General features: G+C 45.7%; 22 protein-coding genes. 18 read left to right on the forward strand and 4 right to left on the reverse strand.

Annotation, left to right across the window (positions count from 1 at the left end; genetic code table 11):
- The first annotated feature begins 40 nt into the window (after positions 1 to 40).
- The 11 genes from crl to pgpA all read left to right on the forward strand — a co-directional run bounded on the left by crl (position 41) and on the right by pgpA (position 9444).
- Positions 41 to 430, forward strand: coding sequence for a sigma factor-binding protein Crl (gene crl / locus R7F67_RS16480; protein WP_005381584.1), 390 nt, complete (start codon positions 41 to 43; stop codon positions 428 to 430).
- A 121-nt stretch (positions 431 to 551) separates the two neighbouring features.
- The gene (proB, locus tag R7F67_RS16485; protein WP_017820604.1) at positions 552 to 1691 is read left to right on the forward strand and encodes a glutamate 5-kinase; all 1140 of its coding nucleotides are present in this window, start codon (positions 552 to 554) and stop codon (positions 1689 to 1691) included.
- Between the two features lie 17 nt (positions 1692 to 1708).
- Positions 1709 to 2959: a glutamate-5-semialdehyde dehydrogenase gene (locus R7F67_RS16490; RefSeq protein WP_017635685.1), complete on the forward strand. Its 1251-nt coding sequence runs from the start codon at positions 1709 to 1711 to the stop codon at positions 2957 to 2959.
- A gap of 206 nt (positions 2960 to 3165) precedes the next feature.
- The gene (gene nrdR, locus R7F67_RS16495; RefSeq protein WP_005381578.1) at positions 3166 to 3615 is read left to right on the forward strand and encodes a transcriptional regulator NrdR; all 450 of its coding nucleotides are present in this window, start codon (positions 3166 to 3168) and stop codon (positions 3613 to 3615) included.
- 7 nt (positions 3616 to 3622) lie between these two features.
- On the forward strand, positions 3623 to 4750 hold the full coding sequence (gene ribD / locus R7F67_RS16500) for a bifunctional diaminohydroxyphosphoribosylaminopyrimidine deaminase/5-amino-6-(5-phosphoribosylamino)uracil reductase RibD (RefSeq protein ID WP_171344833.1): 1128 nt from the start codon (positions 3623 to 3625) through the stop codon (positions 4748 to 4750).
- A gap of 8 nt (positions 4751 to 4758) precedes the next feature.
- On the forward strand, positions 4759 to 5412 hold the full coding sequence (locus R7F67_RS16505; RefSeq protein ID WP_171344832.1) for a riboflavin synthase: 654 nt from the start codon (positions 4759 to 4761) through the stop codon (positions 5410 to 5412).
- 173 nt (positions 5413 to 5585) lie between these two features.
- Positions 5586 to 6695 carry a bifunctional 3,4-dihydroxy-2-butanone-4-phosphate synthase/GTP cyclohydrolase II gene (gene ribBA / locus R7F67_RS16510; protein ID WP_005381573.1) on the forward strand — a complete coding sequence of 370 codons (1110 nt, stop codon included), beginning with the start codon at positions 5586 to 5588 and terminating at the stop codon, positions 6693 to 6695.
- Between the two features lie 169 nt (positions 6696 to 6864).
- Complete coding sequence (ribE, locus tag R7F67_RS16515) at positions 6865 to 7335, forward strand: 6,7-dimethyl-8-ribityllumazine synthase (RefSeq protein WP_005381572.1); 471 nt, start codon at positions 6865 to 6867, stop codon at positions 7333 to 7335.
- Positions 7335 to 7802: a transcription antitermination factor NusB gene (nusB, locus tag R7F67_RS16520; RefSeq protein ID WP_005381571.1), complete on the forward strand. Its 468-nt coding sequence runs from the start codon at positions 7335 to 7337 to the stop codon at positions 7800 to 7802. Before ribE ends, nusB begins: the two co-directional genes overlap by 1 nt.
- 78 nt (positions 7803 to 7880) lie before the next feature.
- A complete protein-coding gene (gene thiL / locus R7F67_RS16525; protein WP_042521205.1) occupies positions 7881 to 8846 on the forward strand; it encodes a thiamine-phosphate kinase in 966 nt (321 codons plus the stop codon).
- A 91-nt stretch (positions 8847 to 8937) separates the two neighbouring features.
- A complete protein-coding gene (gene pgpA / locus R7F67_RS16530) occupies positions 8938 to 9444 on the forward strand; it encodes a phosphatidylglycerophosphatase A (RefSeq protein ID WP_031780838.1) in 507 nt (168 codons plus the stop codon).
- Between the two features lie 47 nt (positions 9445 to 9491).
- Here pgpA and dxs read toward each other — a convergent pair whose 3' ends face one another.
- The 3 genes from dxs to xseB are packed head-to-tail and all read right to left on the reverse strand — an operon-like array spanning position 9492 to position 12526.
- Positions 9492 to 11357, reverse strand: coding sequence for a 1-deoxy-D-xylulose-5-phosphate synthase (dxs, locus tag R7F67_RS16535; protein WP_104975928.1), 1866 nt, complete (start codon positions 11355 to 11357; stop codon positions 9492 to 9494).
- A 20-nt stretch (positions 11358 to 11377) separates the two neighbouring features.
- The gene (gene ispA, locus R7F67_RS16540; RefSeq protein ID WP_005383621.1) at positions 11378 to 12262 is read right to left on the reverse strand and encodes a (2E,6E)-farnesyl diphosphate synthase; all 885 of its coding nucleotides are present in this window, start codon (positions 12260 to 12262) and stop codon (positions 11378 to 11380) included.
- Positions 12263 to 12283: 21 nt separating this feature from the next.
- Positions 12284 to 12526 carry an exodeoxyribonuclease VII small subunit gene (gene xseB / locus R7F67_RS16545; protein ID WP_005381566.1) on the reverse strand — a complete coding sequence of 81 codons (243 nt, stop codon included), beginning with the start codon at positions 12524 to 12526 and terminating at the stop codon, positions 12284 to 12286.
- A 263-nt stretch (positions 12527 to 12789) separates the two neighbouring features.
- Between xseB and pomA the strand changes: the two genes are divergently transcribed.
- The 7 genes from pomA to rlmM all read left to right on the forward strand — a co-directional run bounded on the left by pomA (position 12790) and on the right by rlmM (position 19684).
- Positions 12790 to 13551 carry a flagellar motor protein PomA gene (gene pomA / locus R7F67_RS16550; RefSeq protein WP_005381564.1) on the forward strand — a complete coding sequence of 254 codons (762 nt, stop codon included), beginning with the start codon at positions 12790 to 12792 and terminating at the stop codon, positions 13549 to 13551.
- Between the two features lie 14 nt (positions 13552 to 13565).
- Positions 13566 to 14513, forward strand: a complete 948-nt coding sequence (locus R7F67_RS16555; protein ID WP_042521210.1) for a flagellar motor protein MotB — start codon at positions 13566 to 13568, stop codon at positions 14511 to 14513.
- A gap of 211 nt (positions 14514 to 14724) precedes the next feature.
- Positions 14725 to 16173, forward strand: a complete 1449-nt coding sequence (gene thiI, locus R7F67_RS16560; protein WP_053302994.1) for a tRNA uracil 4-sulfurtransferase ThiI — start codon at positions 14725 to 14727, stop codon at positions 16171 to 16173.
- 510 nt (positions 16174 to 16683) lie between these two features.
- Positions 16684 to 17604: a transcriptional regulator GcvA gene (locus R7F67_RS16565; RefSeq protein WP_005383616.1), complete on the forward strand. Its 921-nt coding sequence runs from the start codon at positions 16684 to 16686 to the stop codon at positions 17602 to 17604.
- Positions 17585 to 18208, forward strand: a complete 624-nt coding sequence (locus tag R7F67_RS16570) for an alpha/beta family hydrolase (protein WP_054576935.1) — start codon at positions 17585 to 17587, stop codon at positions 18206 to 18208. Before R7F67_RS16565 ends, R7F67_RS16570 begins: the two co-directional genes overlap by 20 nt.
- Positions 18198 to 18596, forward strand: coding sequence for a DUF423 domain-containing protein (locus R7F67_RS16575; RefSeq protein ID WP_047010151.1), 399 nt, complete (start codon positions 18198 to 18200; stop codon positions 18594 to 18596). Before R7F67_RS16570 ends, R7F67_RS16575 begins: the two co-directional genes overlap by 11 nt.
- On the forward strand, positions 18593 to 19684 hold the full coding sequence (rlmM, locus tag R7F67_RS16580) for a 23S rRNA (cytidine(2498)-2'-O)-methyltransferase RlmM (protein ID WP_017820611.1): 1092 nt from the start codon (positions 18593 to 18595) through the stop codon (positions 19682 to 19684). Before R7F67_RS16575 ends, rlmM begins: the two co-directional genes overlap by 4 nt.
- A gap of 109 nt (positions 19685 to 19793) precedes the next feature.
- Here rlmM and xni read toward each other — a convergent pair whose 3' ends face one another.
- The gene (gene xni / locus R7F67_RS16585) at positions 19794 to 20576 is read right to left on the reverse strand and encodes a flap endonuclease Xni (RefSeq protein WP_005381982.1); all 783 of its coding nucleotides are present in this window, start codon (positions 20574 to 20576) and stop codon (positions 19794 to 19796) included.
- Positions 20577 to 20619: the final 43 nt, after the last annotated feature.

The following is a 20619-nucleotide window of genomic DNA, read 5'->3' on the forward strand; positions in this document are numbered from 1 at the left end:
TCTTGGGTGTTTACTTTTAACTATGAAAACGGAGATTCATATGTCAGAGACGACTCAGGGCCCGACTCACTTTCGCTTGATGTCAAAGTTGAAGGCGATAGGGCCTTACCTGCGCGAACCACAATCGCAAGAAGGGCGCTATTATTTTGATTGTTTATCTGTATGTGTAGACGACAAAAAATCGCCTGAGAAGCGTGAATTTTGGGGCTGGTGGATGGATTTGGAATCCATCGAGGGAGGCTTTACTGCTAAATATCATATTGGCAAGTACAACAAAGAAGGGCAATGGGTATCTGAAGCCCTTCCCAAAAAAGTGGTAGAGGAAGTGTATCTCACGCAGAGCACATTCCATCAAAAGCTGGTTGATACTTTAGAAGAACACTTCAAATTAGAAGTCGAATATCACACGGAGTCTTTCGATTTCGCTTAATTTGGTTGTTTTCATTTAATACCAAACAAAAAGGTGCGAAAACGCACCTTTTCTCTTGTTAATTCCCTATTTGATTGTTAAAACATCCTCTCTTTATTTGTTTTTCACTTCAGAAGACATCATGACAACGAATCAACAAAATGCAGTTGTTTCACAACCACAAACTGTCGTTGTGAAACTGGGTACAAGTGTGCTGACAGGCGGCACTCTGGCACTCGACCGTGCACACATGGTTGAGTTAGCACGCCAGTGTGCTGAGCTTAAAAAACAAGGCCATTCAATCGTAATGGTTTCGTCTGGTGCGATTGCAGCAGGCCGTGAGCATCTTGGTTACCCCGCATTGCCCAACGAGATGGCGAGTAAGCAGTTACTTGCCGCGGTGGGGCAGAGTCGCTTGATTCAAACATGGGAGTCTTTGTTTGGTATTTATGGTATCAAGATCGGCCAAATGCTACTAACCCGTGCCGATTTAGAAGATCGTGAGCGATTCCTTAACGCGCGTGACACTATTAATGCGCTCGTTGCGAACGATATTGTTCCTATCGTAAACGAAAATGATGCCGTTGCGACTAGCGAGATTAAAGTTGGCGATAACGACAACCTTTCCGCTTTGGTAGGCATTTTATGTGGTGCAGATAAGCTCTTGCTTTTAACGGACCAAAAAGGTCTGTTTACTGCTGACCCTCGTAGAGATCCGAACGCAGAGCTTATCAAGGAAGTAAAAACCATCGACGATACGCTGCGTAAAATCGCAGGTGGAAGCGGTACAACATTGGGTACTGGTGGTATGGCAACGAAGCTGCAAGCCGCAGACATCGCTCGCCGCGCAGGTATAGAGGTTATTATTGCTGCTGGTAGTGCGCCGAATGTTATCTTTGACTCTTTAAGTGCTGAACCTCAGGGCACGCGCTTCCTACCTTGCGCTGAAGCCTTAGAGAACCGTAAACGCTGGATTCTAGCGGGACCTGCGGCATCGGGCGACATCATTATTGATGATGGTGCAGTCAATGCTGTGGTCGGCAAGGGCAGTAGCCTACTTGCTAAAGGGGTCATCAAAGTTAGTGGTGACTTCGCACGAGGCGAAGTGGCGCGTGTAACAAACGCTCACGGTAAGTTGGTGGCTCGTGGCATCAGCGCCTACTCAAGTGATGACCTAACTAAAATTACGGGTAAGCACAGTAAAGATATCATCTCTATTTTGGGTCATGATTATGGCTCTGAGGTGATTCACCGCGATGATTTGGTCGTCATTCAGGAATAGAATTAGAGGGAAGCAAAGTGGATTTAACGAATATGGGTAAAGCTGCTAAAGATGCAGCTTTCGAATTAGCGACAGCGTCAACTGCGCAAAAAAACCAAGCATTAGCCATCATTGCTGATGAGCTAGAAGCAAACTCTGCTGCTATTTTGGCGGCAAACGCTAAAGACATCGAACTTGGCCGTGAAGCGGGTTTAACCGATGCGCTGCTCGATCGCCTTTTGCTTAATGAAGAACGATTGACTGCAATTGCGAATGATGTTCGCAACGTCATTAGCTTGAACGATCCTGTAGGCAGCGAAATAGACAGTAAGGTACTGGAAAATGGGATGTCACTGTCTCGTCGTCGCGTGCCGCTTGGTGTCGTGGGCGTAATTTATGAAGCGCGTCCAAACGTAACCATTGATATCGCAGCGTTGTGCTTGAAAACCGGCAACGCAAGCATTTTACGTGGTGGCAAAGAGACCTTTTTCTCGAATATGGAATTAGTGAAGGTTATTCAGTCTGCGCTCGCAAAGGCGAACCTTCCAGCCGCTTCTGTGCAGTACATTGAAAAACCAGATCGTGAGCTTGTTTCTCAATTGCTTAAGTTGGACGATTACGTCGACATGATCATTCCACGCGGTGGTGCTGGCCTACACAAAATGTGTAAAGAAAACAGCACGATTCCGGTGATTATTGGTGGCTTTGGTATCAGCCATATCTTTGTCGACGAATCCGCTGATCTAGAGAAATCCCTGAATGTGGTTGAGAACTCTAAAGTTCAACGTCCATCTGCGTGTAACTCATTAGATACGCTGCTCGTGCATGAAAAAATTGCAGCGCAATTCCTACCAATGATCGTAGAGCGCATGAACGATAAAGTGACCTTCGTGACAGAGCCTAAGGCAAAAGCACTGATGCCTCAAGCAACACAAATTCGCGATGCTGTTGAAGGTGACTTTGATACGGAATGGTTGAGCTACACTCTTGGTGTAAAAGTTGTGTCTGATGTGAAAGATGCCATTGATCATATGCGTGTCCATAACGCGAGCCACTCAGATGCGATCATGACCAATAGCTTGGAAAACTCAGAGCTGTTCATCAATTCTGTCGGTTCGGCGGCGGTTTATGTGAATGCTTCAACGCGCTTTACAGACGGTGCGCAATTTGGCCTTGGCGCAGAAGTCGCAGTATCTACGCAAAAGCTACATGCACGCGGTCCGATGGGCTTAGAAGAGCTAACTAGCTACAAGTGGGTTGGTAAAGCGAACTACTTAGCACGCAGTTAACACATTCGACGAGATCTTGAGTGAAAAAGGGGCCTTTGCGCCCCTTTTTGTTTTGTCTAACATACCAATTCCGCTACACTACATGAGCTTTTATTTCGGTTTGAAAGCGTTATACCCAAATAGCTTTAATAGAGTCCGTATAACCATGAACGCGTGGTTATCCGTGATTGCTCATGAGGTTATTTTGGTATAGATATGGAGGTGATATGCATTGTCCTTTTTGTTCCGAGAACGATACCAAAGTTATTGATTCCCGCTTAGTGGCTGATGGCCATCAAGTTCGACGTCGCCGTCAGTGCTTGGCGTGTAGCGAGCGTTTCACTACGTTTGAAAGCGCAGAGTTAGTGATGCCTAAAGTGATCAAATCGAATGGCAACCGTGAACCATTTGATGAAGATAAAATGGTTGGCGGTATTCAACGCGCTTTAGAGAAACGCCCAGTGAGTGCCGATTCTATAGAGTTAGCGATCAGTATGATCAAATCACAACTGCGTGCGACGGGTGAGCGAGAGGTTCCGAGTGAAATGATTGGTAATTTAGTCATGGACCAGCTCAAAGAGCTCGATAAGGTGGCTTACATTCGTTTCGCTTCCGTTTACCGCAGCTTTGAAGATATTCGCGAGTTTGGCGAAGAGATTGCCCGCCTAGAAGACTGAGTAGCTCATGACTCAACACACTCTTGAAAGAGCGTTTTCTGATTTAGATTTCGCCATGATGTCACGAGCTATTAAGTTAGCGAAACGTGGCATTTATACCACCGCCCCTAATCCAAATGTAGGGTGTGTCATCGTTCGTGATGAAGAAATTGTCGGTGAAGGTTATCACCATCGTGCTGGTGAGCCGCATGCCGAGGTGCACGCGATGCGCATGGCGGGTGAAAAAGCAGTTGGTGCAACCGCTTATGTGACGCTAGAACCTTGCTCTCATTACGGCCGTACACCGCCATGTGCCGAAGGGCTGATTAAAGCCAAAGTGGCACGTGTGGTTTGCGCCATGGTAGACCCAAACCCGAAAGTTGCAGGTCGCGGCATCCAGATGTTACGTGATGCCGGAATTGAAGTACAAATCGGCTTGTTAGAGCAAGATGCCCTTGCCCTTAACCCTGGTTTTATAAAGTACATGCGTACAGGCATGCCGTTTGTTCAATTAAAAATGGCAGCCAGTTTGGATGGGCAAAGCGCACTCAGTAATGGTCAGAGCCAATGGATCACCTCCCCAGCGGCCCGCCAAGATGTGCAGCGTTATCGAGCGATAAGTGGTGGCATTCTTTCTACTAGCAAAACGGTGATTGATGATAATGCATCACTCAATGTGCGCTGGGATGACTTACCTAATAGTGTTCAAGCGCAGTATTTACAAGAAGAGCTTCGTCAACCAGTACGTGTAATCTTAGACCGTCAGAACCATTTAACTGATGCGCTCAAGCTGTTCCATACCGATGGAGAACGAGTTATTGTTCGCTCTGATGGAGACTGTATCCCTCTATTGGACAGCGCTCACCAAATTGACTTATCAACGACATTAAAACGTATCTCGGATGAGCACCACATCAATCACTTATGGGTTGAAGCTGGAGCTACGCTAGCGAGTGCGATGATAAAGGCTAATCTTGTAGATGAGCTCATTGTTTACCTTGCGCCAAAACTCATGGGCAGCGATGGTCGGGGGCTTATCGGTGCTTTAGGGTTAAGCGCTATGGCTGACGTCATAGATTTAAACATTACAGACGTTCGTATGGTTGGGGTAGACATTCGCATCACCGCCACCATAAAACGTAATGAAATTAGATAAGAAATAGTATGTTTACAGGAATAGTAGAAGCAGTTGGCAAGTTAGCTGCGATTACGCCGAAGGGCGAAGACATCACCGTCACGGTTGAAACGGGTACGCTTGATATGTCAGACGTTAAGTTAGGCGATAGCATTGCGACCAATGGTGTTTGCTTAACGGTAGTTGACTTCGGAAGCCACTATTACAGTGCTGATCTGTCATTAGAAACCTTGAAGAAAACTGGGTTTGCTGAATACCAAGTAGGCGATAAGGTGAATGTAGAAAAAGCCATGTTGCCAACAACGCGATTGGGTGGACATATCGTTTCTGGCCATGTCGATGGGGTTGGTGAAATTGTCGAACGCAATTCAGTTGGCCGTGCGATAGAGTTTTGGGTTGCAATGCCTGCGGAAATTAGCAAGTACGTTGCAGAGAAAGGCTCGATTACTGTTGATGGTATTAGCCTAACCGTCAACGACTTACGTAAAAATGCTTTTAAGCTGACGATCGTTCCTCATACGAGTGAAGAAACTACGATTGACCAGTTTCAAGTGGGGCGCAAAGTCAACTTAGAAGTTGATGTACTTGCGCGTTATATGGAGCGTTTACTGCAAGGACAACAAGAAGATAAGGCCGAGTCTCGTATCACGATGGACTTTTTACAGCAAAACGGTTTTGCATAAGTCTTGGGAGTGGCTGCGTGAGGCATGCGATAAAGAGCAGACTCACAGAACACCGCGAGATTCATTGACTTGCTTAATGCAAAGCTCAAACTATTGACCTAACTAGCATTCACTGCAACGTAATTTTTCATTGCTGTCGCAATAACAAATTTAGAATAACGGGATAACAGACTATGCCAATCAGTACGCCACAAGAAATTATTGATGATATTCGCGCGGGCAAAATGGTCATCCTAATGGATGATGAAGACCGCGAGAATGAAGGTGACTTGATCATGGCTGCCGAGCATATTACGCCGGAAGCCATCAACTTTATGGCAACCTATGGCCGTGGCCTGATTTGTTTAACCATGACCAAAGATCGTTGCGAAAGTCTAGGTCTGCCACCAATGGTGCAAGACAATAATGCGCAATACACCACCAACTTTACTGTTTCGATTGAGGCAGCAGAAGGGGTAACGACTGGTATTTCAGCCGCAGATCGCGCACGTACCGTTCAAGCAGCAGTCGCGCCAAACGCTAAAGCTGCGGATTTAGTGCAGCCTGGTCACATCTTCCCTCTCGCAGCTCAAGACGGCGGTGTACTGACTCGTGCAGGTCACACTGAAGCTGGCTGTGATTTGGCTCGTCTTGCTGGTTTAGAGCCAGCATCGGTGATTGTTGAGATCTTAAATGACGACGGCACGATGGCTCGTCGCCCAGATCTAGAGATCTTTGCAGAGAAGCACGGTATTAAATTGGGCACTATTGCCGACCTAATTGAGTACCGCAATAACACTGAGACAACGATTGAACGTGTGGCAGAGTGCAAGTTACCGACAGAGTTTGGCGAGTTCACGTTAGTCACGTACAAAGACACCATTGATAATCAAGTGCACTACGCAATGTGCAAGGGCGATTTGAAAGAAAAAGCGCCACTGGTTCGCGTTCATCTTCAAGACGTTTTTACCGACTTACTACGTAGCGATCGTAATGCAGAGCGCAGCTGGACACTAGATAAGGCAATGAAACGCATTGGTGAAGAAGGCGGTGTGCTGGTTGTTCTTGGCCATGAAGAATCGACCGATCTACTTATTCATCGCGTGAAGATGTTCGAAGCGCAAGACAAAGGTGAAGCCCCAACGCTTGCTAAAAAACAAGGCACGTCTCGCCGTGTTGGCGTTGGTTCACAGATTCTTGCGGATCTCGGTGTACATGATATGCGCCTTCTGTCATCGACCAACAAAAAGTACCACGCGTTAGGTGGTTTTGGTCTGAACGTTGTTGAGTACGTCTGCGAGTAACAACCGAACAATAAGTTCCTAGTCTTTGACGTGCTTAACTCGTCAATGGCTAGGAACCGGTGATTTGCCTCCAATTTCCATTAGATATTGCTCACAAATTTGTGCTAGAATCCGGCGATTCTCACTTGATGAACATATTTCACTTATAAATAGAGTTAAAGGAAAGCTTATGAAAGTGATCGAGGGTGGCTTCCCAGCGCCAAATGCAAAAATTGCTATCGTTATTTCTCGTTTCAACAGTTTTATTAACGAAAGCCTACTTTCTGGTGCGATCGATACACTAAAGCGTCACGGACAAGTAAGCGAAGACAACATCACGGTTGTGCGTTGTCCAGGTGCCGTAGAACTACCTCTAGTAGCTCAGCGTGTTGCTAAAACTGGCAAATTCGACGCTATTGTTTCTCTAGGGTCTGTTATTCGCGGTGGAACGCCTCACTTTGACTATGTTTGTAGTGAAATGAACAAAGGTCTAGCACAAGTGTCTATGGAATTCAGCATTCCAGTAGCATTTGGTGTTTTGACTGTTGATACGATCGATCAAGCGATTGAACGCGCAGGAACCAAGGCTGGTAATAAAGGTGCAGAGGCTGCACTAAGCGCACTTGAAATGATTAATGTACTATCTGAAATTGATTCCTAATGGGGGCCAGTGTGAAACCAGCCGCACGTCGTAACGCACGTCAATTCGCTCTACAGGCGATCTACTCATGGCAAATTACTAAAGAGAATGTTGCCAAGATTGAAGAACAGTTTTTGTCTGGCGACAAATACGATGAAGAAGAACTTCATGCATCTGAGCCAGCGCTTGCTGCTCCAGAGACAGACGTAGCTTACTTCCGTGAACTATTAAGCGGTGTTGTACTTAGCCACGCTGAGCTAGATAGCAAAATTCGTCCATACATCTCTCGTCCTATGCAGGATTTAGATATGATGGAACTTGCTCTTCTTCGCCTTGCTATGTACGAGATGACTCGTCGCGAAGATGTTCCTTACAAAGTTGTTATCAATGAAGCGATTGAACTTGCAAAAGTTTTCGCAGCAGAAGATAGCCACAAGTTTGTGAATGGTGTACTTGATAAAGCAGCACCTCACATTCGTAAGAAATAACGATTTCTTCAATGAAAAGGTCAGCACATGCTGACCTTTTTTGTATCAAAAGCTTTTACATCAAAAAGTAAGTGAATTATGTCTGGTGAATTTAATCTGATAGACAAATACTTCGTCGGTCGTCAGAGCCAACGTAAAGATGTCCATCTAGCCGCTGGTGATGATTGCGCTTTGGTCAAAGCGCCAGCTAATGTTCAGATTGCGATTAGCACGGATACATTGGTAGCTGGAACGCATTTCTTAGCCGACGCGAACCCAGCATGGGTCGCACACAAAGCATTGGCTTCTAACATCAGTGATTTGGCGGCGATGGGCGCAACGCCTGCGTGGGTGAGCTTTGCATTAACGATGCCTGAGCCAGATGAAGAATGGCTTGCACCTTTCTGTGATGCATTTTTCGAACTGGCTGATTACTATGGTATTCAGTTAATAGGCGGTGATACCACCAAAGGCCCATTGTGTCTGACACTGACGGTGCAAGGTTTTGTACCTGAAGACAAAGCGCTCACGCGATCCGGCGCCAAGCCTGGGGATTGGGTATACGTAACGGGAAACCTTGGCGATGCAAAAGCTGGCTTGGATGTGATTCTAGATGACTCTCTGCGCAGTAGAGCCGGCGCGGAAGCACTAGAGCGAGCTCATTACCTTAGTTCTCCGCGTGTGCTTGCTGGACAAGCTCTTGTTGGCTTAGCCTCGTCGGCGATAGATATTTCAGATGGTTTAATCTCTGATATTAAGCACATTTTACAGCGATCTCAGGTTGGGGTTAGTATTGATGTCTCTCAGCTACCGATCTCTTCAGAATTAGTCCAGTTTTTAGATGATAAGATCAGCGCGCAGCAGTATGCTTTAGCAAGTGGCGAAGAATACGAGTTGTGTTTTACCTTGCCGGAGCAAAATCGAGGCTCGTTACAAAGCGCTTTATCTCATACTGGCTGTAAGGTCACATGTATTGGTCAAATCCGACCAAATGGAACCTTCGAGCTGCATGATAACAATCAACCACTTGATTGGGACTTAAGTGGCTTCGACCACTTTAAATGATCTGAGCTAAGCTCTAGCCAAGAGCCTGTTACTATTGAGTAACTCGCAGGCATGACGATTGAAACCAAACTAGCAGTATAGGTTTAAGGATATGACCAACCCTCTTTCTCTGATTTCATTAAAGAACCCGTGGCATCTATTGGCGACGGGTTTTGGCAGTGGATTATCCCCGTTTATCCCTGGAACAATGGGCACACTGGCGGCCGTGCCTTTCTTTTTGTTGTTGGCACAATTACCATTTACGGCGTATGTCATTGTTGTTCTGATTTCGTGTGTGATCGGCATTCAAATATGCCAAGTGACGTCTGCAGACATGAAGGTGCATGATCATGGTTCAATCGTATGGGATGAGTTTGCGGGCTTTTGGATTACGATGAGCATTGTACCTGCACTGAATATTCCACTCACTGAATGGAAGTGGTTGATCACTGGCTTCATCTTATTTCGTTTTTTCGATATGGTAAAACCTTGGCCAATTGGGTGGCTAGATAAGCGAGTTCACGGTGGGCTGGGTATTATGGTTGATGATATCGTGGCGGGAGTTATGGCCGGTGTTGCCCTGTTTCTAGTCGCAAAATATGCGGGCTGGATGAATTAAACGTTGACCGTAAAAAAAGGGATGCTATGAGCATCCCTTTTTACATTCTATTTTGCTAAATAATCCAAGATGGATTTTTCAATTCCTTTTGCATCGAGACCAAGCTCTTCATGCAGTTCATCTTGTGTTCCCTGATGAATAAACTCATCTGGTAAACCTAGGTTCAACACAGGTTTAATGATTTTATCTTTCATCATGAACTCAACGACACCAGCACCAGCACCACCCGCGATAACATTTTCTTCTAACGTCACGAGCACGTCATGATCTGCGGCTAATTGACGAATCAATGCCTCATCGAGCGGCTTCACAAAGCGCATATCAGCAACAGTGGCGTTAAGGTATTCTGCCGCTTCTAGCGCGTTACCCAAGAAAGTACCAAAGTTCAGAATAGCAACTTTTTCACCTTGGCGAACCATGCGCCCTTTACCGATTTCTAACGCCGTAAACTCAGTTTCGATTTCTACGCCCATGCCGCTACCACGAGGGTATCGAACCGCACTCGGGCCAGAATGCTTATGGCCAGTGTAAAGCATTTGTCGACATTCGTTTTCGTCACTTGGCGCCATGATCACCATGTTCGGAATACAGCGCATAAAGCTCAAATCGAACGCACCTTGGTGAGTTTGACCATCTGCGCCAACGAGACCTGCGCGGTCGATCGCAAACATCACTGGTAAGTCCATGATCGCGATGTCGTGGATCAATTGGTCATAACCACGTTGCAAGAAAGTCGAATAGATAGCAACGATTGGATGATCGCCCGCAATTGCCATGCCTGTTGCCAGTGTCACTGCGTGCTGCTCAGCAATCGCCACATCAAAGTATTGGTCTGGGTACTCTTTTGAGAAACGCACCATACCTGATCCTTCGCGCATTGCTGGCGTAATTGCCATTAGCTTAGGATCTTGGGCCGCCATGTCACATAAAAAGTCACCGAAGATCTTTGAGTAAGTTGGCTTACCGCCACTGCTCTTCGGTAAGCTATTGTTTGCCGGTGCGAACTTCGGCACTGCATGGTAGCCGATAGGATCTTTCTCGGCAGGCTCATAACCTTTGCCTTTCTTGGTCATGATGTGTAGGAATTGAGGACCTTTAAGCTCACGCATATTTTTCAGCGTTTTGACGAGTTCATTGACGTCGTGCCCATCAACCGGGCCAATGTAATTAAAGCCGAACTCTTCGAACAGAGTACCAGGCACCACCATGCCTTTTAGGTGCTCTTCCGTACGGCGAACCAACTCTTTAATAGGTGGAACACCAGACAGCACTTTCTTGCCGCCTTCACGGATAGAAGTGTATAAGCTACCAGAAAGTACCTTTGCAAGGTGGTTATTCAGGGCGCCGACGTTTTCTGAAATCGACATTTCGTTGTCGTTCAAAATCACCAACATATCAGGATGAACGTCGCCAGCGTGGTTCATGGCTTCGAATGCCATGCCTGCTGTAATTGCGCCATCGCCAATCACACTGACAATTTTACGGCCTTTGCCTTCTTTTTGTGCGCTGATGGCCAAGCCAAGGCCTGCACTAATCGATGTCGAAGAGTGGCCGACAGATAAGGTGTCATATTCACTTTCTTCACGCCAAGGGAAAGGGTGTAGACCATCCTTTTGGCGAATTGTTGGCATTTTATCGCGACGTCCGGTGAGGATTTTGTGCGGGTAAGCCTGATGACCAACATCCCAGATCAATTTGTCGATAGGGGTGTTGTAAACATAATGCAGAGCGACAGTTAGCTCTACGGTGCCTAAGCCAGACGCTAAGTGTCCGCTAGATTGGCTCACTGAATTTAGCAGATACGTTCGCAGTTCATCACACAGATTTGGTAATGTTTCTTTCGGAAGAAGACGTAATTCTTCCGGTGTATTTGCTAACGCCAGTGTTGGGTACTTTGAAATATCAAGAGTCATATAAATGCGCGCTTATAGTGTTAATTTTTGCGCTCGATGACATATCGGGCGAACTCTTCGAGTAACTGAGTATTGTATGGGATAGCTTCCAATGCTTGAAGTGCTTCCTGTAACAGAGTGTGAGCTTTCTCTATGGCTCCCTCTAAACCCAGCAGGGAAGGATAAGTGCTCTTATTCAGACCTTGGTCGGAACCTTGAGGCTTACCCAGTGTTTCTGTGTCACTGATGATATCAAGAATATCGTCTTGAACCTGAAACGCCAAACCAATTGCTTTTGAGTAGCGCTCCAAGTGAGGTAGAACCTCGATACCTTTCTCACCAGCAGCTAATGCACCTAATTTTACCGCACAATCAATCAGAGCTCCGGTTTTTTTACGGTGTATCTCTTCCATTTCTTCAAGAGAAACTTGGCGATTTTCCGCGCCTAAATCTAAGGCTTGCCCTACACACATGCCGCTAGCACCAGAAGAATGCGCTAATGCTTTGATCATGTTGATGCGTTGAGCTTCTGCCGCCGGGCTTAATTGACCATCAGCAATAATAGTGAAGGCAAGGGTTTGTAGTGCATCACCTGTCAGTATTGCGGTTGCTTCATCAAACTTAATATGACAAGTTGGTTGACCTCGACGCAGTTCATCATCGTCCATGGCTGGCAGATCATCATGAATGAGTGAGTAGGCATGTATACATTCGATAGCAGCGGCGGGGGTGTCTAAGTCTTCAGGTTTACAGCCGAGCATTTGACCTGTGATGTAAACAAGAAAAGGGCGAACGCGTTTTCCACCTAGCAAAAGGCCGTATTTCATTGCTTGAATCAATGGCTGCTCTTGATATGGAAGCTGATCGAGCCACAAATTCAATTGCTGATTGTTTCTTTGTTGAAAAGACGTCAATGTCTGTTGCATCACATTGCTCACTACTGATTGTTATTCTGAATCTGGTTTGAAGTCACTCAGTGGTGCTTCATCATCTTCACTAAGAAGAATGCTCACGCGCTGTTCGGCGTCGCTTAATTTAGTTTGGCCTGCACGAGCTAAGGCAATGCCTCGTTCAAACTTACGCAGGGCATCATCTAGAGCAAGATCGCCATTTTCTAATTGATCAACCAAGCTATCAAGCTCTTCAATGGTTGCTTCAAAGGTCATGTTTTCTGGTTTCTTGACCGCCATCTTTTTTCTGCCTTAATCAAGCCTCGGGTAAGATGCACGAAAGTTACCTTAGCCTAGTAACTTGGTCAAATTTAACCTTATATAATTGTCACAAAATTAGCGTTCAACGAGTCTAAGCGGTGAAACCCCATATTTTGGTTGAGGTTGTTAGGTGTAATTTGTGATCCATTAGCTAAGATTTTTCTAAAAATTCTGCGCGAGTTGTCGATACAGGTAATAATCCGCCCAATGGCAGTATTTGAGTATAGCGTGAGGAGTGCTTTGTGGATTTAGCAACCCTATTAGGTTTGATTGGTGGTTTTGCATTCGTCATTATGGCGATGGTGCTTGGTGGCAGCATCGGCATGTTTGTCGATGTCACGTCGATCCTTATTGTCGTTGGTGGCTCAATATTCGTCGTGTTGATGAAGTTCACAATGGGACAGTTTTTTGGTGCGACAAAGATTGCTGGCAAAGCCTTCATGTTTAAAGCGGATGAACCCGAAGACCTGATCGCAAAAATTGTGGAAATGGCCGACGCGGCGCGTAAAGGTGGTTTTCTTGCTCTTGAAGAGATGGAAATAAACAACACATTCATGCAGAAAGGCATTGATCTACTGGTTGATGGCCATGATGCCGACGTTGTGAGAGCGGCACTCAAAAAAGACATCGCGCTTACGGATGAACGACATACGCAAGGTACTGGCGTATTTCGCGCCTTTGGCGACGTTGCTCCTGCGATGGGAATGATTGGCACCTTGGTTGGTCTTGTTGCGATGCTTTCAAACATGGATGACCCTAAAGCGATTGGACCAGCAATGGCCGTTGCACTCTTGACCACATTGTATGGCGCGATCCTGTCCAATATGGTGTTTTTCCCTATTGCGGATAAGCTTTCTCTTCGCCGTGACCAAGAAACGCTAAATCGCCGTTTGATCATGGATGGCGTATTAGCGATTCAAGATGGCCAAAACCCGCGAGTGATCGATAGTTACTTGAAGAACTACCTCAATGAAGGTAAACGTGCCCTTGAGATTGACGAGTAACTTGGAGAGTCGTGATGGATGATGAAGATAACAAATGCGATTGTCCGCCACCTGGCCTCCCGTTATGGATGGGGACATTCGCAGATTTGATGTCGCTACTGATGTGTTTCTTTGTTCTTCTGCTCTCGTTTTCTGAGATGGATGTACTGAAGTTCAAACAAATTGCAGGATCAATGAAATTTGCCTTCGGTGTGCAAAATCAGCTTGAAGTGAAAGACATTCCCAAAGGTACTAGTATTATTGCCCAAGAGTTTCGACCGGGTCGGCCGGAACCAACTCCGATTGATGTCATCATGCAGCAAACCATGGACATCACTCAGCAGACGCTCGAATTTCATGAAGGGGAGTCTGATCGAGCTGGTGGCACAAAACGTGATGAAGGCAAGTTAACGGGTGGGCAATCGCCAGAAACGTCAACTCAAAACAATGAGTCTGCCGAAGCGGACATGCAACAACAGCAATCTAAAGAGATGTCGCAAGAGATGGAAACCTTGATGGAAAGCATCAAGAAAGCCTTAGAGCGAGAGATTGAACAAGGCGCCATTGAAGTTGAAAACCTCGGTCAGCAGATTGTTATACGTATGCGTGAAAAAGGTGCATTCCCAGAAGGTTCGGCCTTCTTGCAGCCTAAGTTTCGTCCTTTAGTTCGTCAGATTGCAGAGCTAGTAAAAGACGTGCCAGGCATTGTGCGAGTATCTGGCCATACAGACAATCGACCGCTAGACTCGGAACTTTATCGTTCTAACTGGGATCTCTCTTCTCAGCGTGCAGTATCAGTCGCGCAAGAGATGGAGAAAGTGAGAGGCTTCTCTCATCAACGTTTAAGAGTACGAGGCATGGCGGATACGGAACCCTTGTTACCGAATGATTCTGATGAAAATCGCGCGCTTAACCGACGGGTTGAAATCAGCATTATGCAAGGCGAGCCTCTCTACAGTGAAGAAGTGCCGGTAATTCAATAACTAGGCTTTAGTTTTAAGTCAGTAAAGAGATAAGAAAGCGAGCAGATTGCTCGCTTTTTTTGTTTTTCCAATCCGCTTGGGTGTATAATCTTGCGCCTTAAAAGTGAGCTCAGACTACTTTTTGTGACTGAAACGCGGTTTTACTGCGTATGAAGTATTGAAGTTGAGTGTCACTCTTTGTTGATTGCGAAACTAACCTGCGAATTAGACTATGAAATTTATTGTAAAGCCCCATCCAGAAATTTTTGTAAAAAGTGAATCTGTGCGTAAGCGCTTCACAAAGATTTTAGAGTGCAACATTCGTAACATCATTAAGAGCCGCACGGAGTCTGTCGCGGTATTTAACCGTCGTGATCACATTGAAGTGACCTCTGAGAGTAACGAATTCCACGCTGAAGTTCTTGAGGTTTTGACTCATACACCAGGCATTCACCACGTACTGGAAGTGAAGCAAACTGAATTTAAAGACTTGCACGATATCTTCGAGCAAGTACTAGAACTCAACCGTGCTGCACTCGAAAATAAAACCTTTGTTGTACGTGCGAAGCGTCGTGGCAAGCATGACTTTACCTCTATTGAACTAGAGCGTTATGTAGGCGGTGGTTTAAATCAAGCGATTGAAAGCGCTAGTGTTAAGCTACGAAACCCAGACGTGACGATCAAGGTAGAAGTCTCGAACGACAAGCTAAACCAAGTATTGTCTCGTCATAAAGGCCTAGGTGGTTTCCCACTGGGTACGCAAGAAGACGTGTTAAGCCTGATCTCGGGTGGTTTCGACTCTGGTGTTTCAAGCTATCTTCATATCAAGCGTGGTTCAAAAGTACATTACTGCTTCTTTAACTTAGGTGGTCCAGCACACGAAATCGGCGTTAAGCAGGTTTCTCACTACCTATGGAACAAATACGGTTCTTCAGCAAAAGTACGTTTTATCTCAGTTGATTTCGAGCCTGTGGTTGCGGAAATCCTAGAGAAAGTCGATGACGGCCAAATGGGCGTGATCTTGAAGCGTATGTTTATGCGTGCAGCAGGCATGATCGCTCAGAAGATGAAGATCGAAGCATTGGTAACAGGTGAAGCACTAGGTCAAGTATCGAGCCAAACGCTAACCAATCTACGCCACATCGATAACGTAACTGACACGCTGATTCTGCGTCCACTTATCAACTGGGATAAAGAAGACATCATCAATCTAGCACGTGAAATCGGCACAGAAGATTTCGCAAAGACAATGCCAGAATACTGTGGTGTTATCTCTAAGAAGCCAACCGTGAAAGCGGTGAAAGGCAAGCTAGAAGCTGAAGAAGAGAAATTCGACTTTAGTATCCTTGAGCAAGTGGTTCAAGAAGCTCGCATGATGGACATTCGTGATATCGCGAAAGAGTCTGAGCAAGCCGCACCAGAAGTAGAGCAAGTTCAAGCGGTAGAAGAGCACGCGGTTGTGCTAGATATTCGTAGTCCTGAAGAGGAAGACGATAACCCACTTGAAATCGAAGGTGTGGATGTGAAACATATCCCTTTCTACAAGCTGGGTACACAGTTTGGTGACTTAGACCAGTCTATGACATACCTACTTTACTGTGACCGCGGTGTGATGAGCCGTCTGCAAGCGCTTTACTTGCAAGAGCAAGGCTTCAGCAACGTAAAAGTTTACCGTCCATAGCTGACTGATAAAATACGTTAAAAGGCGCAAATTGAGACATCAATTTGCGCCTTTTTTGTTTTTGATCGCGTTACAGACAACCATTACTTAGCATAATGTTGAGGCTCATCGCAAAGCCATACACTTTGTGTTGATATAACGATAATTAATCCGAAAGAAGAGTAATAAAGTGATATTGCTGCCAGATATGCGGATGAGATTTTTGATAGATAAAAAAACACCGCCTAATTTAGGCGGTGTAACAAATTTGACAGACAGGTCAAAAATAAATACAGGAAGTATATGTTTTGTCACAGGGAGTGTGGACAAAACATTATGGTAGAAATCTACCTAACTCGAAATACGAGTTTGCAAACACAACATCGCAACAACGAAGCCAATTGATTTCCAAAGAAATCAAGCCGTTCAGGCCCGTGTTGCGGGGTGAAATATAGAATTTATCTGGCTGTTCGACAACGGACATTTTATAATGTTTCAGATTAAAAAAACTAATCCTATTAGAGGTCCCATATGTCTCGCAGATTGCCTCCATTAAATTCGCTTCGAGTCTTCGAAGCGGCTGCTCGTCATCTCAGTTTTACACGAGCAGCAGAAGAGTTATTTGTTACTCAAGCCGCGGTCAGTCACCAGATTAAAGCGCTTGAAGAGTTCTTATCATTGAAGCTCTTCCGTCGACGTAATCGTTCTTTGTTGTTAACAGAAGAAGGCCAAAGTTACTTTCTCGATATCAAAGATATTTTCACCTCGATTGCGGAAGCGACAGATAAGGTGTTGGAACGTAGCGAAAAAGGGGCATTGACGATTAGCCTACCGCCGAGTTTTGCTATCCAATGGCTTGTACCTCGTTTGGCCGATTTTAATGCTCAAGAGCCCGATATCGATGTACGTATTAAAGCCGTAGATATGGATGAAGGCTCACTGACTGATGATGTTGATGTGGCGATCTACTATGGCCGTGGGAACTGGCCAGGTTTGCGAGCAGATAAATTGTACCAAGAGTTTTTGATCCCACTTTGTTCACCTTCATTACTTTTGGGTAACAAACCATTAGAATCTTTAAGTGACCTCAAATTACATACTTTGTTACACGATACTTCGCGTAAAGACTGGAAGCAGTTTGCTCGTCATTACAACATTGAAGGCATCAACGTAAACCACGGTCCTATTTTTAGTCACTCAACGATGGTGCTACAGGCTGCTGCGCACGGTCAGGGGGTCGCGCTCGGTAACAACGTACTCGCCAAACCTGAAATGGAAGCCGGACGACTCATTGCACCATTCGACGAGGTGTTGATATCTAAGAATGCATTCTATGTGGTGTGTCATGAACAGCAGGCAGATATGGGCCGAATCGCAACGTTTAGAGACTGGATGTTAGCAACCGCGAGAAAAGAACAAGAGGAAGTATTGGATGAATCACTGGATAGCTGAGGGACCTGAAAACGGACCGCTGTTTATTTTTGCTCACGGCGCAGGTGCGGGGATGGAGCATGATTTCATGACAGCGGTCGCCAAAGGATTAGTGGAGCAAGGTATTCGTGTAGTGCGTTTTAATTTCCCTTACATGGTGAAACGTTCGGAAGATGGCAAAAAGCGTCCGCCCGATCGCGCGCCAAAGTTGCTCGAAGCATACAGCGAAGTGATCGCTCACTTTACTTCTTCTCCCGTGGTTATTGGTGGTAAGTCAATGGGCGGTCGTATGTCGAGCTTGTTGGCTGAAAATGAGCTGGTGTCGGGCATTGCCTGTTTAGGGTTTCCATTTCACCCGCAAGGAAAGCCAGAGAAATACAAAGGCGAGCACTTAGCAACCATTGAGAAACCTACGCTGATTCTGCAAGGGGAACGAGACACCTTTGGTAAGCGTGAGGAATTCGATGATTTCGTCCTTTCGTCACAAGTAACGGTGAGCTTTTTACCTGATGGTGACCACAGCTTCAAACCGCGCAAGAGCTCAGGTCATACTGAAGTGGGTAACATTGCACTCGCGATAGAGCAGTTAGCGGCGTTTATAAAAGAGGTGTACAGTGAAAAGTAAGTGGTTACTCTCATTCTCTGGTCTGTCTGGGCTGCTTTCGGTCGCTCTTGGAGCATTTGCTGCTCATGGGCTAAAAGCGACACTGGCCCCTTATTTGCTCGGTGTATTTGAGACCGGAGTTCTGTATCAATTTATTCACACGTTGGCGATTGTGTTTTGTGCCATTCTGCTTCTGCTCAATTTGGGACAAAAAGCACAAAAATATTTTTTCATTGCGGCGATTTGCTTTATTATCGGCATCTTTTGTTTTAGCGGCAGTCTTTACGCGCTGGCGCTGACGGGCATTAAGTGGTTTGGGCCAATTACTCCTGTGGGAGGATTACTGTTCATGATTGGTTGGTGTCTGTTCTTTTTTGCTGCGTTCAATATCAAAGAGGTCTCCAAGTGAAACAACTAATGCTCTATTGCCGTTCTGGCTTTGAGAAAGAGTGTGCTGGTGAAATTCAGGACAAAGCGACACAGTTGGAAGTGTATGGCTTCCCTCGTGTGAAGAGAAACTCAGGTTATGTTGTCTTCGAGTGTTACCAAGATGGAGATGCCGACAAACTTGCGAGAGGTTTAGACTTTAAGTCTTTAATTTTTGCTCGACAAATGTTTGCGGTAGCAGCTGAGTTTCAATCGTTGCCAAGTGATGACCGAATTAGTCCAATTTTGAATGAACTAGCAGACATCGAAGCATTCCCTCGTTGTGGTGATTTGAGAATTGAAACGCCAGATACAAATGAAGCGAAAGAGCTACTGAAATTCTGCCGTAAGTTTACCGTCCCAATGCGTCAAGCGTTGCGCGGCAAAGGCTTAATGCTGAACAAAGATAACGCGAAAAAACCAGTACTGCACATTTGCTTTGTTGAGCCTGGCCACTGTTACGTTGGTTACTCTTACACTGACAACAACTCACAGTTCTTCATGGGTATCCCTCGCCTTAAATTCCCAGCAGACGCCCCAAGTCGTTCAACACTTAAACTGGAAGAAGCATTTCATGTCTTTATTCCACGTGAAGAGTGGGATGAGCGTTTGGCACCAGGTATGTGGGGTGTGGATTTAGGTGCATGTCCAGGCGGTTGGACGTACCAATTAGTGAAGCGCTCAATGTTCGTTCACTGCGTTGATAACGGCATGATGGCAGACAGTTTGATGGAAACTGGCCAGATCAAACACCATATGGTGGATGGTTTTAAGTTCGAACCAGACCGCAAGAACGTAACATGGATTGTTTGTGACATGGTGGAAAAGCCAGCTCGTGTTGCTCACCTGATGGGACAGTGGCTGTTAAAAGGTTGGGCAAAAGAGGCTATCTTTAACCTTAAGCTGCCAATGAAAGGGCGTTATGACGAAGTGCTGCAAGACCTTGAAAATCTGAAGCAGTTCCTCATTGATAATAAGGTAAAGTTCAAGCTACAAGCTAAACATTTGTATCATGATCGTGAAGAGATCACGATTCATATCCAATGTCTGTCGAATATTTCACCTTACTAACTTTATTCCCCGAGTCTTTTGGGAATAGTGATTAGAATAGAAAAAGCGCCTTCAAATGGCGCTTTTTTAATATCTGCCGGATTTCATGGTGTGAAACTACCATCGGACACTACTCCGCTTTGTTTGGCCCTAAAAAGCGAATATCTTGCAAGTTAAAGCCTAGTTCTATATCGCACTTTAAAGCGGCGACGCGTTTACATAAACGAGCAGACTCAATGTGCTCATCCAATTTTTTACGGTATTTCGGTACGAGATCTTCACTAGCGTAGGCAGCTTCAATACTCTCAAACTGAGTGAGAATCTCTTTCGCTGCTTTCGGGCCAATTCCAGGTACGCCCGGAACCTGGCTAGAGCTTATCCCTGTCAATCCCCAGTAATCCGCTAGTTGACTTGGTTTTACGCCGAACTCTTTTTCGATAAATGGTTCATCTAACCAACGATGTTGGAAATAATCACGGATTTGTAGGGTAGGGGAAAGTAGCTGGCAGTAACCTTTGTCAGTCGAAACGATGGTGACTTTTTCACCATGGCTGGCCACTTTCGTTGCGAGTGTAGCAACCAAATCATCTGCTTCATCGCCTTCAGACAGCAATGAATCAATACCTTGCTCCCACCACGCTTGTTGAATCGCATCTAACCCTTGCAGTAGTGGCAGAGGCATTGGTTTTCGGTTTTGCTTATAGTCAGGGAGAATTTCAGCGCGCCAACCTCTGTCTTGTTCGTGGTGATCAAAAACTGCGATGATGTGTGTCGGGTTGGCCTCTGACAGAATGCGAGTGAGGGTTCTTTGCGTTGTGGTTATGGTTCTTGCTATGTCGGTTGGATCTGGTTGTGCTGAGTGCACTCGGCGGATCAGGTTTAGGGCATCAATGATAACAAGATGAATAGACATAATGACTTAGCAATAAAAAAGGGGCGTAATGCCCCTAGTGTAA

Source organism: Vibrio sp. YT-17, assembly GCF_033337375.1.
Lineage (GTDB): Bacteria > Pseudomonadota > Gammaproteobacteria > Enterobacterales > Vibrionaceae > Vibrio > Vibrio alginolyticus.